This is a genomic window from Streptomyces sp. NPDC097129 (assembly GCF_055668065.1).
Map to the genome: position 1 here is coordinate 1277748 of NZ_JBVOQE010000001.1, position 16707 is coordinate 1294454.

10 protein-coding genes are annotated in these 16707 nt (G+C 71.0%); 5 read left to right on the forward strand and 5 right to left on the reverse strand.

Annotated elements, in window-relative coordinates; translation table 11 throughout:
• Positions 1-61: 61 nt before the first annotated feature.
• Entirely contained in the window at positions 62-688 is a 627-nt protein-coding gene (locus tag AC0B9F_RS05750; RefSeq protein WP_471998943.1) for a TetR/AcrR family transcriptional regulator, read from the reverse strand.
• Positions 689-848: 160 nt separating this feature from the next.
• On the opposite strand from AC0B9F_RS05750, the gene AC0B9F_RS05755 reads away from it, so the two are divergent.
• The 3 genes from AC0B9F_RS05755 (at position 849) to AC0B9F_RS05765 (ending at position 4386) form a co-directional block, all read left to right on the forward strand.
• Positions 849-1766, forward strand: a complete 918-nt coding sequence (locus AC0B9F_RS05755) for an ABC transporter permease (protein WP_471998944.1) — start codon at positions 849-851, stop codon at positions 1764-1766.
• A gap of 46 nt (positions 1767-1812) precedes the next feature.
• A complete protein-coding gene (locus AC0B9F_RS05760; protein WP_471999014.1) occupies positions 1813-2634 on the forward strand; it encodes an ABC transporter ATP-binding protein in 822 nt (273 codons plus the stop codon).
• A 111-nt stretch (positions 2635-2745) separates the two neighbouring features.
• Positions 2746-4386, forward strand: coding sequence for a serine/threonine-protein kinase (locus AC0B9F_RS05765; RefSeq protein ID WP_471998945.1), 1641 nt, complete (start codon positions 2746-2748; stop codon positions 4384-4386).
• Between the two features lie 130 nt (positions 4387-4516).
• On the opposite strand, the gene AC0B9F_RS05770 is transcribed toward AC0B9F_RS05765, so the two are convergent.
• Positions 4517-9469: an NAD-glutamate dehydrogenase gene (locus AC0B9F_RS05770; protein WP_471998946.1), complete on the reverse strand. Its 4953-nt coding sequence runs from the start codon at positions 9467-9469 to the stop codon at positions 4517-4519.
• Positions 9470-10570: 1101 nt separating this feature from the next.
• Here AC0B9F_RS05770 and AC0B9F_RS05775 point away from each other — a divergent pair.
• Positions 10571-11137: a DJ-1/PfpI family protein gene (locus AC0B9F_RS05775; RefSeq protein WP_471998947.1), complete on the forward strand. Its 567-nt coding sequence runs from the start codon at positions 10571-10573 to the stop codon at positions 11135-11137.
• Positions 11138-11140: 3 nt separating this feature from the next.
• Here AC0B9F_RS05775 and AC0B9F_RS05780 read toward each other — a convergent pair whose 3' ends face one another.
• Both AC0B9F_RS05780 and AC0B9F_RS05785 read right to left on the reverse strand, forming a co-directional pair.
• The gene (locus AC0B9F_RS05780) at positions 11141-11806 is read right to left on the reverse strand and encodes an HAD family hydrolase (protein WP_471998948.1); all 666 of its coding nucleotides are present in this window, start codon (positions 11804-11806) and stop codon (positions 11141-11143) included.
• Between the two features lie 56 nt (positions 11807-11862).
• The gene (locus AC0B9F_RS05785; protein WP_471998949.1) at positions 11863-12378 is read right to left on the reverse strand and encodes a DUF6912 family protein; all 516 of its coding nucleotides are present in this window, start codon (positions 12376-12378) and stop codon (positions 11863-11865) included.
• A gap of 283 nt (positions 12379-12661) precedes the next feature.
• Between AC0B9F_RS05785 and AC0B9F_RS05790 the strand changes: the two genes are divergently transcribed.
• On the forward strand, positions 12662-13231 hold the full coding sequence (locus AC0B9F_RS05790; protein ID WP_471998950.1) for an Rv3235 family protein: 570 nt from the start codon (positions 12662-12664) through the stop codon (positions 13229-13231).
• Positions 13232-13683: 452 nt separating this feature from the next.
• Here the strand turns inward: AC0B9F_RS05790 and secA are convergent, their stop codons facing one another.
• Complete coding sequence (secA, locus tag AC0B9F_RS05795; RefSeq protein ID WP_471998951.1) at positions 13684-16494, reverse strand: preprotein translocase subunit SecA; 2811 nt, start codon at positions 16492-16494, stop codon at positions 13684-13686.
• Positions 16495-16707: the final 213 nt, after the last annotated feature.

A 16707-nucleotide genomic window follows, 5' to 3' on the forward strand; every position in this document is an offset into this window, starting at 1 on the left:
CCTGCGGCCGGTTTCTGAGTCGGGGCCGGGGTGCGGGCCGTTGCCGGTTCCCCGGCGGAGCCTAAAGCGCTCGCAGTGCCGCTGCTGTGCTGCGGGCGAGGGCGTCCAGGTAGCCCTTGGGGAGTTGCGGGGTGCGGATGACCACCGAGCGCCAGTACAGGGGGCCGGAGATCAGGTCGAGGGCCAGGTCCGCGTCGATGTCGTCGCGGATCTCGCCGCGCCGTTGCGCCGCCACCACGATGCCGCTGGCCACGCCCTCCTGGCCCTCCCGCAGGGTCTTCTGCATGGCCTCGGCGATGTCCGGGTTGCGCGCCGCCTCCGCCTGGAGGTCGGGGAGGATCTGCGAGGCCACCGGGTGGCGCAGGGCGCGTGAGGTGACCTGGTACAGCAGCCGCAGATCGCCCTCCAGCGTGCCGGTGTCCGGCGCGGGCAGGCCCATCACCGCGAGCGCCGAGACGACGTCGAGCACCAGGTGCAGCTTGGAGCGCCACCGCCGGTACACCGCCGTTTTGCCGACGCCAGCCCGGCGCGCGATGCCCTCGATGGACATGCGCGCGTAGCCGACGGCCGCGAGTTCCTCGAAGACGGCCGCCCGGATGGCCTCCGTCACGTCCTCGCGGAGCACGGCGGCGCCGGCGGGGGCCCGGCGGCGCGCAGGCGTCTTGGGCCCGTCGGCGTTCGTCGTCATACGAACAGCATAGGGCGTCACGACGATACGGTTGCGTCCCGACGTCGGATGGGCCTACGCTCCCGTTACGACGCTACGGTCTCGTCCCGACGTAAGAAACGGTGAAGAGAACCGTGAGGAACGACGGGAAGACCACCCGCCCCGAACGAAAGCAGCGGATGTGAGCCAGGCCCTCGACACACCGCCCCCGACCTCGAAGCCGGCCGCCGGACTCGACCTCGCGGCGCTCGCCGCCCGCCACGGCCTGTCGGTCAGCGGCGCACGCCCCTCCCTGCCGGAGTACGTCCGCCAGCTGTGGGCGCGCCGTCACTTCATCACCGCCTTCGCCACCGCCAAGCTCACCGCCCAGTACAGCCAGGCGAAGCTGGGCCAGGTGTGGCAGGTGATGACCCCGCTGCTGAACGCGGCGGTCTACTACTTCATCTTCGGCGTGCTGCTCGGCACCAAGCACGGCGTGGCCGACTACATCCCGTTCCTCGTCACCGGCGTGTTCGTGTGGACGTTCACCCAGAACTCGATCATGGCCGGCACCCGGGCCATCTCCGGCAACCTCGGCCTGGTGCGCGCCCTGCACTTCCCGCGCGCCGCGCTGCCGGTCTCCTTCTGCCTCCAGCAGCTCCAGCAGCTGATGTTCTCCATGGCGGCGCTGCTGGTCATCCTGCTGTGCTGCGGCGTCCCGGTCGCCGTGTCCTGGGTGCTGCTGGTGCCGGCGCTGGTCCTGCAGTTCGCGTTCAACGCGGGCGTGTCCATGATCATGGCGCGGATGGGCGCGAAGACCCCGGACATCGCCCAGCTGATGCCGTTCCTGCTGCGCACCTGGATGTACGTCTCCGGCGTCATGTGGAGCATCCAGAAGACGGTCGGCCACGACCACCTGCCGCACTGGGTCGTCACCGCCCTGCAGTGCAACCCGGCCGCCGTCTACATCGACCTGATCCGCTTCGCCCTGATCGACAGCTTCCACGCCAACCAGCTGCCGCCGCACGTGTGGGCGGTCGCGGCGGGCTGGGCGCTGGTCGCCGGCGTCGGCGGATTCATCTACTTCTGGAAGGCAGAGGAGACCTACGGCCGTGGCTGACACGCTGTTGAACGACATCCTGTCCGACGACCGCCCGAGCGATGCCGTGGTCCGCGGCGTCCCGGGCGCCACCGGTCCGGCCCCCACCGTCGTCGTCGACCACGTCGACATCGTCTACCGCGTCAACGGCACCGGTGCCGGCCGCGGCAGCGGGACCGCCGCCCTCAACCGCATCCTGGGCCGCGGCAAGGCCGAGAAGGCGTCGGGTGTGCGCCGGGTGCACGCCGTGAAGAACGTCTCCTTCGTCGCGTACAAGGGCGAGGCCGTCGGGCTCGTCGGCACCAACGGCTCCGGCAAGTCCACCCTGCTCAAGGCCGTCGCGGGCCTGCTGCCGGTGGAGAGGGGCCGGATCTACACCGACGGCCAGCCCTCCCTGCTCGGCGTCAACGCGGCCCTGATGAGCGACCTGACAGGCGAGCGCAACGTCTACCTCGGCGGCCTCGCCATGGGCATGTCCCGCGAGCAGATCAAGGACCGCTACCAGGAGATCGTCGACTTCTCCGGGATCAACGACAAGGGCGACTTCATCTCCCTGCCGATGCGCACCTACTCCTCCGGCATGGGCTCGCGGCTGCGCTTCTCCATCGCCGCCGCCAAGGACCACGACGTCCTCCTCATCGACGAGGCCCTGGCCACCGGTGACGCCCGGTTCCAGCGGCGCTCGGCCGAACGCATCGAGGAGATGCGCGGGCAGGCCGGCACGGTCTTCCTCGTCAGCCACAGCAACGCCTCGATCCGCGAGACCTGCGGCCGCGTGCTGTGGCTGGAACGCGGCGAACTCCTCATGGACGGCCCCACGGAGGAGGTCATGAAGGAGTACGAGGCCTTCACCAAGGGCGGCGAGAAGCCCGAGCCGCTTGCCCGCTAACGCCCCTGCTGCGCCCGGCACTTGAAACAGCGCGCGGTGCCGGTCCGCACTCCGTTACCCTCGCCGCACACGACGATCAAGAACGGGGGCGCGGTCGGCATGGCGGCGGACGTGACAGGTGAACGGCTACGGCCCGAGGACCCGCGGGAGATCGCCGGCTACCGGCTGCTCGCCCGGATCGGCGAGGGCGGCATGGGCACCGTCTACCTCTCCCGCACCCGCGGCGGCCAGCCCGTCGCGCTGAAGGTGATCCGGCGCGACTTCGGCGGCGACCCGGGCTTTCGCGCCCGCTTCGAGCAGGAGGTCCAGGCGGCCCGCCGGGTCCAGGGCTACCACGTCGTCCCGGTCGTCGACCACGACACCACCGGCGAACGGCCCTGGCTCGCCTCGGTGTTCGTCCCCGGTCTGCCCCTGCACGAGGCCCTCGCGGCACACGGCCCGCTGCCGCTGCCGGCCGTCCTGCAGCTCGTCGGCTGCACCGCGCGGGCGCTCACCGCGATCCACTCCGCCGGCATCGTGCACCGCGACCTCAAGCCCAGCAACATCCTGCTGAGCAACCAGGGCCCGTACGTCATCGACTTCGGCATCGCCCGCGCCGCCGACGCCACCCAGCTCACCGTGTCCGGCGGTGTCATCGGCACCCCGCAGTTCATGTCCCCCGAGCACGCCCTCGGCGAGCCGGTCGGGCCCGCCACCGACGTCTTCTCGCTCGGCCTGATCGCCGCCGTCGCCGCGGCCGGCCGCCATCCCTACGGCGACGGCGGCGCCCTCACCCTCGCCGCGCAGATCGCCAACACCGCCGTACGCCCGCCTCTCCTGGACGGCTACGACGAGCGGCTGCGCCCGCTCCTTCAGCGCTGCCTCGCCGCCGACCCCGCCGCCCGGGCCGGCACCGAGGAGCTGGCCGCGCTGTGCGAACAGGCCGCGGGCCGCACCCTGAACGACTTCACCGGCTGGCTCCCTTCGCCGCTCGCCGCCGACCTCGCCGCGCGCGAACGGGCCGCCCTCACCCCGCCGCCGGAGCCCACGGTCGCCGACCGGGGGACAGCGGGTCCGACTCCGCCGCACGGTCCCACCTTCGCCGCCGCCCCGACCATGGCGCCGCCCGCGCCGACGTACGCCCCGGCCGCCCCGCGGCGCAACCGGGCCGGGCTCGTCGTCGCCGGTGCGGTGGTGGCCGTCGTCGTGGCGGTGGTGGTGACGTGGACGCTGACCCGTTCGCACGGCACGTCGGACGAGGGGCAGGGAGACGGCAAGCAGACGGCGCAGCCGACGCACTCCGCCACGCCTCCGCCGAGCCCGGACCCGGCAGCCTCGGACCCGGGCTCCCCCTCCGCCGACTCCGGGTACACCGCCGTGTTCACCGACCGGACCTTCGCCCTGCGCTCCCCGGGTCCGGCCGCCGTCGTCGAGGCCGACCTGGACATCCCCAAGGTGCACGGCACGTCGGACATCACGTCGGGCAACGAGATCGAGCTCGACGAGGTGGCGGGCGGACACTGGAGCTTCAAGACGCCGTGGGGCAAGAGCGCCGGCACCACGCCCGAGCAGTGCCTGGAAGGCGCCCGGGGCGACGTCCTGCCCACCCAGATCGACGCGAAGGACCTGCGCACCACGATCCCGGTCGGAAGCGTCCTGTGCACCGAGACCGACGAGGGCAACCTGGCCATGCTGAAGGTCACCGGCATCACCGCGAGCACGGGTAACCTCCCCGACTACGCCACCAGGCTCACCCTCTTCAAGCAGCGGTAGCCGCCGGCGCGGACACGCGAACGGGGGCGCCCCGGGCCGGTACAGGCCCGGGGCGCCCCCTTCTTTGCGCGGGTGCGACGCGCGGGTGCGACTCGCGGGTGCGACGCGCGTGTGCGACGCGCGGGTGCGACTACGAGTGCGCCCTCAGCAGCGTCCGCATCGTGCGCATCGCCACCGACAGGTTGGCGAGGTCGAACGCGTCCGAGCCCTGGATCTCCTCCAGCGTGGTGCGCGCCCGCCCCAGGATCGGCGCGTTCTTCTGCTGCCACAGCTCGAAGCGCTGCTCCGGCGTCGACGTGCCGTTGCCGACGGCCAGGACGTCCGCGGTGAGCGCCGCGTGCGCCGCGAAGAGGTCCTCGCGGATCGCCGCGCGGGCCATCGACTGCCAGCGGTCGTTGCGCGGCAGCTCGATGATGCGGTCCATCAGCTGCGTGATGCCGAGCCGGTCGGCGAGGTCGTAGTACACGTCGGCGACGTCCAGGGGCTCCTTGCCCATGCGGTCGGCGATCGAGACGATGTCCAGCGTCGGGAACGCCGAGGAGAACCCGGCGACCCGCGTGGCCAGCTCGTCGGGCACGCCGGCGCGCGTCAGCTCGTCGTAGATCTGCTCGTACCACTCCAGGTCGTCGCCCCGGAGCAGCTTCGGCAGCTCCTGCCACACCTGCTCGACGCGCTCGGCGAAGAATTCCACCGTCTCGCGCAGCTGCAGCGGCTGCGGCCGGTTGTTGAGCAGCCAGCGCGTGCCGCGCTCGACCAGGCGGCGCGAGTGCAGCCGGATGCGGGTCTGCACAGCGGCGTCGACCTTGTTGTCCAGGTCCTCCACCGCGTCCCACACGATCGCCGAGCGGAAGATCGCGCGGGCCGCGGTCTGCGCCCGGACGATCTCCTCCAGCGACGCGCCGGTCTCCTCGCGCAGGCGGTGCAGATACGTCGTACCGCCCGTGTTGACCGTGTCGTTGACCAGCACGGTCGTGGTGATCTCGCGGCGCAGCGGGTGGCCGTCGATGCGGTCGGCGAACTTCTCGCGCAGCGCGGTCGGGAAGTAGCAGTGCAGCAGCCGGCGCAGGTACGGGTCGTCCGGCAGCGAGGTCGCCAGCAGTTCCTCGGAGACCGTGATCTTCGTGTACGCCAGCAGCACGGCCGTCTCCGGGCCGGTCAGGCCCTGGCCCTGCGCGAGGCGCTCGCGGATCTGCCGGTCGGTGGGCAGGAACTCCAGCGCCCGGTCGAGGTGGCCCTCTCGCACCAGGTGACGCAGGAAGCGCTGCTGGGCGTGGAGCATGTCCTTGGACTGGGCCAGGGCGTTGGCGATCGCCGTGTTCTGCGCGTAGTTGTTGCGCAGCACCAGGTGGCCGACCTCGTCGGTCATCTCGGCGAGCAGCTTGTTGCGCTGCTTGACGGTCATGTCGCCGTCCGCGACCAGGCCGTTGAGCAGGATCTTGATGTTCACCTCGTGGTCGGAGGTGTCCACGCCCGCGCTGTTGTCGATGGCGTCGGTGTTGATCTTGCCGCCGTGGTGCGCGAACTCGATCCGGCCGAGCTGCGTCGCGCCCAGGTTGCCGCCCTCGCCGACGACCTTGACCCGCAGGTCGGCGCCGTCGACGCGGATGGCGTCGTTGGCCTTGTCGCCGACGTCGGCGTTGGACTCCGTGGAGGCCTTGACGTAGGTGCCGATGCCGCCGTTCCACAGCAGGTCGACCGGCGCCTGGAGGATCGCCTTCATCAGCTCGGCCGGGGTCAGCTTGGTGACGCCCGCCTCGATGCCGAGGACCTCGCGGATGTGCGCGTTGATCTGGATCGACTTGGCGCTGCGCGGGAAGACGCCGCCGCCCGGGGACAGCAGCTCCTTGTTGTAGTCCTCCCAGCTGGAGCGCGGCAGCTCGAACAGGCGGCGCCGCTCGGCGTAGGAGGTCGCCGCGTCGGGCGTCGGGTCGATGAAGATGTGCCGGTGGTCGAACGCGGCGACCAGCCGGATGTGCTCGCTCAGCAGCATGCCGTTGCCGAACACGTCACCGGACATGTCACCGACGCCGACGACCGTGAAGTCCTCGCTCTGCGTGTCCACGCCCAGCTCGCGGAAGTGCCGCTTGACGGACTCCCACGCGCCGCGGGCGGTGATGCCCATGCCCTTGTGGTCGTAGCCCGCGCTGCCGCCGGAGGCGAAGGCGTCACCGAGCCAGAAGTTGTACGACTGCGCGACGTTGTTGGCGATGTCGGAGAACGTCGCCGTGCCCTTGTCGGCGGCGACCACCAGGTAGGTGTCGTCCTCGTCGTGCCGCACCACGTCCTTGGGCGGGACGACCTCGCCCGCGACCATGTTGTCGGTGATGTCGAGCAGCGCCGAGATGAACGTCTTGTAGCTGGCGACGCCCTCGGCCAGCCACGCGTCGCGGTCCACGGCCGGGTCGGGCAGCTGCTTGGCGACGAAGCCGCCCTTGGCGCCGACCGGCACGATGACGGTGTTCTTCACCATCTGCGCCTTGACCAGGCCGAGGATCTCGGTGCGGAAGTCCTCACGCCGGTCGGACCAGCGCAGACCACCGCGGGCGACCTTGCCGAAGCGCAGATGCACGCCCTCCACCCGCGGCGAGTACACCCAGATCTCGAACGCCGGGCGCGGCGCCGGCAGGTCCGGGATGGCCTGCGGGTCGAACTTCATCGACACGTACGCGTGCGGCGTGCCCGCGTCCGTCTTCTGGAAGAAGTTGGTGCGCAGGGTCGCCTTGATGACGGTGAGGAAGGAGCGCAGGATGCGGTCCTCGTCCAGGCTGGCCACCTGGTCGAGCGCGGCTTCGACCTCCTCCAGCAGGGCGTCGATCAGCTCGAGCCCGGCGCGCTGCCGCTCCGGCGCCATCCGCGCCTCGAACAGGGAGACGAGCAGGCGCGTGGTGTGGACGTTGTTGCGGAGGGTGTCCTCCATGTAGTCCTGGCTGAAGGTGGACCCGGCCTGCCGCAGGTACTTGGCGTACGCCCGCAGCACCATCGCCTGCCGCCAGCTCAGCCCGGCGCTCAGCACGAGGGTGTTGAAGCCGTCGTTCTCCGCCTTGCCGGTCCAGGTCGCGGCGAAGGCGTCCTGGAAGCGCTCACGGGCGTCGTCGCCGAGGTAGTCGCCGCCGCCCGCCGCGTTCGGCATGCGCAGGCCGAAGTCGTAGATCCATGCCACGGACCGGTCCGAGCAGCGCAGCTCGTAGGGCCGCTCGTCCATCACCTCGACGCCGAGCTGCGCCAGCACCGGCAGCACCTTCGACAGGGAGATGGATTCACCCTTGCGGTAGATCTTGAAGCGGCGCTCGTCCTGCGCCGCGCCCACCGGCTCGTACAGGCTGAGCGAGAAGTCCTTCTCCTTGCCCAGCGCTTCGAGGTGGACGAGGTCGGCGACCGCGGAGCGCGGGCTGTGGTCGGCCTTGTAGCCCTCGGGGAAGGCGTTGTTGTAGCGGCGCAGCAGCTCCGCGGCGTGCTCCTCGCCGAACTCGGCGTTCAGCGCCTCCGCGAACCCGTCCGCCCAGGAGCGGGCCGCCTCCACCAGGCGGGCCTCGATGCGCTCCTTGTCGCTGTCGCTGAGCTCCGGCAGCTCGGTGCCCGGTGCGACCCGGACGACGAAGTGCAGCCGGGACAGGATCGACTCGGTGTTCCAGGCGGTGAAGTCGACGCTGGTGCCGCCGAGCTCCTCCTTGAGGATGTCGATGATCCGCAGCCGCACCCCGGTCGTGTAGCGGTCACGGGGCAGGTAGACCAGCGCCGAGTAGTAGCGGCCGTACTCGTCCTGCCGCAGGTACAGCCGCAGCCGGCGGCGCTCCTGCAGGTAGAGGACGGACGTCACGATGGACTGGAGCTCGTCGGCCGGGGTCTGGAACAGCTCGTCGCGCGGGTAGGTCTCCATGATCTGGAGCAGGTCGCGCCCGTCGTGGCTGTTCGGGGAGAACCCGGCGAGCTGCAGCACCTCGTCGACCTTGCGGCGGATGACCGGGACGCGCAGCACGGACTCGGTGTAGGCGGCCGAGGAGAACAGGCCGAGGAAGCGGCGCTCGCCGACGACGTTGCCGTCCGCGTCGAACTTCTTCACGCCGATGTAGTCGAGGTACGAGGGCCGGTGCACGGTCGCGCGGCTGTTGGCCTTGGTCAGCACGAGCAGCTTGTGCTCGCGCGCCTTGGCGCGCGCGTCGGCGGGCAGCCGCTCGAAGGAGGGGCTGACGGGGTGCTGGTCGTCGTCGGCGTGGTGCGGGTCGGAGCGCAGGATGCCGAGCCCGGTGCCGGGGACGGCGGCCAGGGAGTCGTCCTCGCGCAGCTGGTACTCGCGGTAGCCGAGGAAGGTGAAGTGGTTCTCGGACAGCCAGCGCAGCAGCTCGCGGGCCTCCTCGACCTGCTGCTCGGGCAGGTCGGCGGGGCGGGGCTCGTCGGCCAGGCCGTCGGCGAGGCGGGCCGAGGCGTCCCGCATCTTCTCCCAGTCCTCGACGGCCTCACGCACGTCGGACAGCACTCGCAGCAGGTCCGCGGTGATCTGCTTGAGGTCGGCGCGGTCGGTCTCGCGGTCGATCTCGACGTGGATCCAGGACTCGATGTGCGCGTCGTGCGGCAGGTCACCGGACGGCGGGGTGGTGAGGACCTCGATCAGCTTGCCGGTGACGTCACGGCGCACCACGACCTGCGGGTGGATCACGACGTGGATGCCGCGGCCCTGCCGGGTGAGCTCGTTGGTGACCGAGTCGACGAGGAAGGGCATGTCGTCGGTGACGACCTCGACGACGGAGTGACTGCACGTCCAGCCGTTCTCGTCGACCGTCGGCGTGTGCACGCGGACGTTGGCCGTGCCCTGGGGGCGGTTCTCGGCCAGGCGGTAGTGCGAGTAGGCGGCGCCGAAGACGTCGACCGGGTCGCGGTCGGCGAGGTCCTCGGGCGCGGTGTGCAGGTAGTAACGCTGGAGGAACGCGAGTACGGTCTCCCGGTCCGAGGTGCCCGTGCCCGGGGTGTCCGGGGAGCCCTCGGCCGTCGTCCCGGTCGGAAGGTGCCCCCCGACCGGGCTGTTCTCAGCGACCCGGGCCGCCCTCTCGAGCAGCTCGGCCTTGGCTTCGTCCAGCTTGGTCTGCATTGTCCTCTGGCTCCTGTCGCGCGCCGTTGCGTGACGTAGAAGGAAGTACGGTCTCCGCCCTTCCGACGTGACGCCGAGACGCGGGGTGTCCGGTCTGTTCCGACGCTATGCCGCAAGGTGAGATGAGTGGGGGGATATCGGCCATGTTGAACACACCCGCACCACGGGACGCCGTTTCGCGTACCGCCTGCTTCGGGGATGTGTCCGGCGTCCTGGGAGCCCTTGGGGCCCCGACCCGCCCGTGAAGACCAGCGACCGCCGCCCGGTCACGGATGTCGTCCGTGCTCACCGGGCGCGGGGCAGGGGCAACATTGCCCCCGCGAGCTATCGCGCTGATCACGCCACAAGGCTATCGCTCCTTACCGGGGGCCCGTCATGAGCCGTATGTGTACAAATCCGGGGGTGGAAGTTTGACGTTCTGCACAGGGGCCTGAGGGCGGGTGGTGACGTAGGTACGAAATCCGCAGCCGCCCGCCTGCCGGCAACCGCCCGCGGCACCCCGCACCCCCGGCCACGACCGGACCGGCCGCCGCCGCCGACCGCGGCCGGACGGACCCCCGACGCCGCCGACCACAACCGGACTGGCCCCGACGCCGCCGACCGCCCGACCGACCGACCGCCGGCACCGCCGCCGACGCGGCCGACGACCGCCCTGCCGCCCGGCCGCTGGACGCCAGGGGCCCGCCTGCCTTCCGTGACGCGCAAGCGGCTCACCGCCGGTCGTGGACCGAGCCCACCGCCTGCGCCGGTCCCACTGCCGGCACACCGCCCTGCATCCGGCCAAGGCCCACCGCAGACCCGCCCTGCCAGCCGCTGCCGGCAGACCCCCACATCCGGCCGAAGCCGGCAGGAGAGCCGCCTGCCGACCGTCGAGCGCCGCCCGCCGACGGGCCCGCCGACCGGGGGCCCATGGCGGCCCATGGCCTGGTCTTCCGCCCGGCCGCTGCCCGCAGAAACGCCGGCCGCGACCCGGATTCCGCTGCCTCCCTTGCGCCGGCGCCCGGAATCAGGTGCGCAATCCGGCGCGTCCCCCTTGGCAAGGCCGCCCTGGCGAGGCACGTTTCCTTTGGAAGCCACTGCCCCGAGGGGAGCGCAGCCGACATGCCCGCCAAAATCCTCATCGTCACCGGCGACGCAGCAGAGTCCCTGGAGGTCCTCTACCCCTACCAGCGCCTCATCGAGGAGGGCTACGAGGTCCACATCGCGGCCCCCACCCGCAAGAAGCTCCAGTTCGTCGTCCACGACTTCGAACCCGGCTTCGACACCTACACCGAGAAGCCCGGCTACACCTGGCCCGCCGACCTCGCCTTCTCGGAGGTCGACCCCGGCGACTACGCCGCCGTCGTCATCCCCGGCGGACGCGCCCCGGAGTATCTCCGCAACGATCCCGAACTCCGCAAGATCCTCAAATCCTTCTTCGACACCGACAAGCCGGTCGCCCAGATCTGCCACGGCCCGCTCATCACCGCGGCCGTCGACGGCCTGCGTGGCCGCCGGGTCACCGCGTACCCGGCCCTGGAGCTGGACATGCAGTCCGCCGGCGCCACCTTCCAGGACACGGAGGCGGTCGTCGACGGCACCCTGGTCTCCTCCCGCGCCTGGCCGGACCACCCGACCTGGATGCGCGAGTTCCTCACGGTGCTGCGTGCGAAGGCCCCCGTGACCTGACCCTCACGCCGCTATGCGCCGGGCCTCCTCGACGGCCTCCTCGAGCGTGTCCACCACCGGCACCCCGACCCCTTCGAGGCTGGCCCGGCTGTGCGACCCGCCGGTGTACAGCACCGCCTGCGCCCCGGCGTGCCGCGCGGCCACCGCGTCGTCGGCGGCGTCCCCGATCACCACCGTGCGCGCCGGGTCCACACCCGTCAGCAGACTCAGATGCCGCACCATGTGCTCGGCCTTGCTGCCGCCGGACGGCCCCGTACGCCCGTCCACCCGCAGGAAGTGCTCCTCGATCCCGAAGGTGCGCACCAGCGGGAGCAGGTCGTCGTGCCCGTACATGCTCAGGATCGACTGGCTGTGCCCCGCCGACCGCCATCCGGCCAGCAGCTCCGCCGCGCCCACGGTCAGCTCGCACCGTATGCGGTGCTCGGTGTAGTGCCGGTGGAAGACGCCGTCCATCAGCTCCCACTCGGCGTCCGTGGGCAGCCGCCCGAGCAGCCGCTCGTAGAACTTCGGCACCGGCACGCAGTACAGCGCGCGATACTGCTCCAGCGTGATCGGCTCGAGCCCCAGCTCGCCGAACGCCGCGTTCGTCGCCCCGATGATCGCCTCATTGTCGTGGAACAGCGTGCCGTTCCAGTCCCAGACAATGTGCGACGCTCCTCGCATCCCCATGCCAAAAAGGTACCCGCCCCCACTGACAATCGGGAACGGTCGGTGATCACCGCAGGTCAGAGGCCCTGCACCAGGTTCGGGATCTCCTGCGTGGCGTACCACAGCAGCTCATGGTCCTCGGCGCCGTCCACCACGAACTGCGCGTCGTCGTCCCCGCCGTCCGCCGCCGCCAGCGCCTGCGCGGCGGCCGTCACGTCCGCCTCGGCGTCGTCCGCGTCGACATGCACCGCGGCGGCCTTGGCCAGCCGCACGGCCCCGCTCACCCGCACCTCGCCGAGCGCCGCGGGGTCCAGCGCCCGGTCGGGGTCCGCGCTCGCCGCGCCGTCGGACACATCCAGGGCGACGACCACCCGCCGGCGCGCCGCGCCCGGGTCCGCCGCGAGCAGCCGCAGCGAAGCCAGCGCGGCCCGGCTCAGCGCCGCGTACTCCAGCTCCTCGATGTCGTCGGAGACGTACCACTCCCGCAGCCCGGGCGTGACCGCGTAGGCCGTCACCGCGCCGTCGGCCCCCAGCTCACCCGACTTGTACGCCTCGGCGAGCGCGGGGAGGGTCAAAGGGACGTAGACGCGCATGGCCGGCCGCTTTCTCGTGGTCGAAGGGACTTCAGGATACGTGGGCGGTCCCCTTTCGGGTTCCTGTCACCCCGCTCGGAGTCGTCCACCGCGGTCCGCCTTCTCACCCCCGTCCACCCGCACGCTGCGGGCCCGGCGCCGCCCGCGTCACTCGGATAGGTGAATTTCCCGCCGCTCCCCGCCGAGCCGCGTCTGCCTTGCCCGGCGAACGCACGCCGTACAAGATCCGTGACGAGAAGTTACCGACCGGTACCGACCGGCTTCGCGTGAAACGGGGAACCCCATGAACAAGGTCATGACCAGGCTGCAGCGCCGTGCCGGCACCCGCCCCGCCGGCCGCCGCGACACGACCCGGCCGGGCGGCACACCCCCGCGCACCCCGGGCGGCACCCCACCGCGCACCGCATCGGGCGCCCGCCCGCCGGCCGGCCCGGGCCGCGCCCCCCGCACCCGCACGAGGCCGACGGACACCCGCCCACCGACCACCCCGGCCAACCCCACGACCCGCCCGCCGGCGCCCGTCCCCACGGACTTCTTCGCCGAACGCCTCCTCGCCGTCCTCACCGGCCGGCGCCCCGTCCACTTCATGCTGGGCCACACCCGCGGCCGCGCCTACGACGAACTGGCCTGGCTTGCCGAGTGCGGCCCCCTGCGCACCGCCCGCGGCCCCCAGCCGATCGTCCACGACCTCGGCTACTACGAGGTCCACCCCGGCGCCCTGGAGGTCTTCGCCCGCATCACCACGGGCAACCGCCTGAGCGCCCTCGCGTTCCGCCTGGAACGCGGCCAGGACCACCGCTGGCGCTGCACAGCAGTCGACGCGGGCGGCCCCCGCCGCCCGGAAACGGACTGACCCACCGCGACGCCCCGCAGCCGCCCACGGCGGCAAGGGGACGTGGCGGGGGGTGTCCGCCCGCAGCGTCCGGCACCGGGCAACGGTGCCCCTCGTCGGAAACGGGCGGCCGGACCGAGGACGGACATCCCCCGCCGCGGCCCCGACCCACAGACAACCGCAGGCGCGACACCAGCCACCCACCGGACAGCAACGGGCCGCCGCAGGCATCTAAGGGGCGCGGGGAACTGCGCGACCAGCCACAACGCAACCGCCAGACGAAAGACCACCCAGCGCCGCAGGCACAGGCGACCAACCACAACGAACCCGCACAGGCCGCCGCAGGCACCGGCCCCGAGCCACAACGCACCCCGCACCCGAACAACGCGCCTGACCAAACACCAAGGGGCCGGGCACCTCCCAGGTACCCGGCCCCTCAGCTCACGTCACGGTCAAGCCCGCGCAGCGCACCGTCACTTCTTACGGCGCCGCCCGCCCCGCTGCTTCCGCCGCTCCGCCCGCGTCAGCCCGTCCGCCTCGGAACGCACTCCGTCCTCGTCGGTCGCCAGGTCACCCTCGATGACCCCGCCCTCACCGTCCACGGTCGGCGCGGAGAAGTGCAGGTTCCGCTGCTGCGGCGCGTCCAGCCCCTTCGCCCGGATCTCCGGACGCGAGGCGCCCGCCTGCGCCGGCACCGCGTCCTGGACGCCCGCCGCCGGGACGACGTCCTCGACCGGGACCTCCTCGACCTGCTGCTCGACCTGGACCTCCAGGTTGAACAGGTAGCCGACGGACTCCTCCTTGATGCCGTCCATCATCGCGGTGAACATGTCGAAGCCCTCGCGCTGGTACTCGACCAGCGGGTCCTTCTGGGCCATCGCGCGCAGGCCGATGCCCTCCTGGAGGTAGTCCATCTCGTACAGGTGCTCACGCCACTTGCGGTCCAGCACCGACAGCACGACGCGGCGCTCCAGCTCCCGCATGATCTCGGAGCCGAGCTGCTCCTCACGCGCCGTGTACTGGTCGTGGATGTCGTCCTTGATGGACTCCGCGATGAACTCGGCGGTGAGCCCGGCGCGGTCGCCGGCCGCCTCCTCGAGCTCCTCGATGGTCACCTTGACCGGGTAGAGCTGCTTGAACGCGCCCCACAGCCGGTCCAGGTCCCAGTCCTCCGGGAAGCCCTCGGCGGTCTCGGCCTGCACGTACGCGTCGATGGTGTCGTCCATGAAGTGCTGGATCTGCTCGTGCAGGTCCTCGCCCTCCAGGACGCGGCGGCGCTCGCCGTAGATGACCTCACGCTGGCGGTTGAGCACCTCGTCGTACTTCAGGACGTTCTTGCGCGTCTCGAAGTTCTGCGTCTCCACCTGCGCCTGCGCGGACGCGATCGCGCGCGTGACCATCTTGTTCTCGATCGGCACGTCGTCGGGGACGTTCGCCATCGACATCACGCGCTCGACCATCTGTGCCTTGAACAGCCGCATCAGGTCGTCGCCGAGCGACAGGTAGAAGCGGGACTCGCCCGGGTCGCCCTGCCGGCCGGAACGACCGCGCAGCTGGTTGTCGATCCGCCGCGACTCGTGCCGCTCGGTACCGAGCACGTAGAGACCGCCCAGCTTCTCGACCTCGTCCTTCTCGGCCTTGACGGCGCCCTCGGCGCGCTTGAGCGCCTCGGGCAGGGCCGCGGCCCACTCCTCGATGTGCTCCTCGGGGTCGAGTCCGCGCTGGCGCAGCTCGGCCTCGGCGAGGTCCTCGGGGTTGCCGCCGAGCTTGATGTCCGTACCACGGCCGGCCATGTTGGTGGCCACCGTCACGGCGCCCTTGCGGCCGGCCTGGGCGACGATCTGCGCCTCGCGCTCGTGGTGCTTGGCGTTGAGCACCTCGTGCTGGACGCCGCGCTTGCTGAGCTGCTGCGAGAGGTACTCGGACTTCTCGACGGAGGTCGTGCCGACGAGGATCGGCTGGCCCTTCTCGTGCTTCTCGGCGATGTCGTCGACGACCGCCTCGAACTTCGCGACCTCGGTGCGGTAGATGAGGTCCGACTGGTCCTTGCGCACCATGGGGCGGTTGGTCGGGATCGGGACCACGCCGAGCTTATAGATCTGGTGGAACTCCGCGGCCTCGGTCATGGCCGTACCGGTCATGCCGGACAGCTTGCCGTAGAGGCGGAAGAAGTTCTGCAGGGTGATCGTGGCGAGCGTCTGGTTCTCGTCCTTGATGTCCACCCCTTCCTTCGCCTCGATCGCCTGGTGCATGCCCTCGTTGTAGCGGCGGCCGGCGAGGATACGGCCCGTGTGCTCGTCGACGATCATGACCTCGCCGTCGATGACGACGTAGTCCTTGTCGCGCTTGAACAGCTCCTTGGCCTTGATGGCGTTGTTGAGGTAGCCGACCAGCGGGGTGTTCACCGACTCGTAGAGGTTGTCGATGCCCAGCCAGTCCTCGACCTTGCTGACACCGGACTCGTGGATCGCGACCGTGCGCTTCTTCTCGTCGACGTCGTAGTCGCCGGTCTCCTCGAGGCCCTTGAGCGGGTTGCCGGCCTCGCCGCGCTTGAGGCGCGTGACCAGCTTGGCGAAGTCGCCGTACCACTTGGTGGCCTGGTCGGCGGGGCCGGAGATGATCAGCGGCGTACGGGCCTCGTCGATGAGGATGGAGTCGACCTCGTCGACGATGGCGAAGTTGTGCCCGCGCTGGACCAGTTCGTCCTGCGACCACGCCATGTTGTCGCGCAGGTAGTCGAAACCGAACTCGTTGTTCGTGCCGTAGGTGATGTCGCACGCGTACTGCTCGCGGCGCTGGGCCGGCGTCATGTTCGCCAGGATGCAGCCGACGGACAGCCCGAGGAACCGGTGGACGCGTCCCATCATCTCGGAGTCGCGCTCGGCCAGGTAGTCGTTGACCGTGACGATGTGCACGCCCTCGCCGGACAGGGCGTTCAGGTACGCGGGCAGGGTGCCGACGAGCGTCTTGCCCTCACCGGTCTTCATCTCGGCCACATAACCCAGGTGCAGGGCGGCGCCGCCCATCATCTGCACGTCGTAGTGGCGCTGGCCGAGGACGCGCTTGGCGGCCTCGCGGACCGTGGCGAACGCCTCGGGCAGGAGGTCGTCCAGGCTCTCGCCGTCGGCGTACCGCTGCTTGTACTCATCGGTGAGGGCCCGCAGCTCGGCGTCGGAGAGGTCGACGAAGTCCTCTTCGATGGAGTTGACCTGGTCCGCGATGCGGTGCAGCTTGCGCAGGATCTTGCCTTCGCCTGCACGCATGATCTTCGAGAGGACGGACACGGGGGTTGGTCTCCTTGCCGGTCGGGCCTGGGACGGTCGGTTACCACTTGGCTTACTGAGCAACGGCCATCGTATGCGAGGACCCCGCCACGCCGGGAGGCCTGCCATCGCGAGGACCGTCGCTCCTTCTCGCTCTGCTTCAAATCCGCTTCACAGGGGACAACGGCCGAGCCGCGGCGATGGTGCCGCAAGCCGCCGACGAATTGCGCGAAT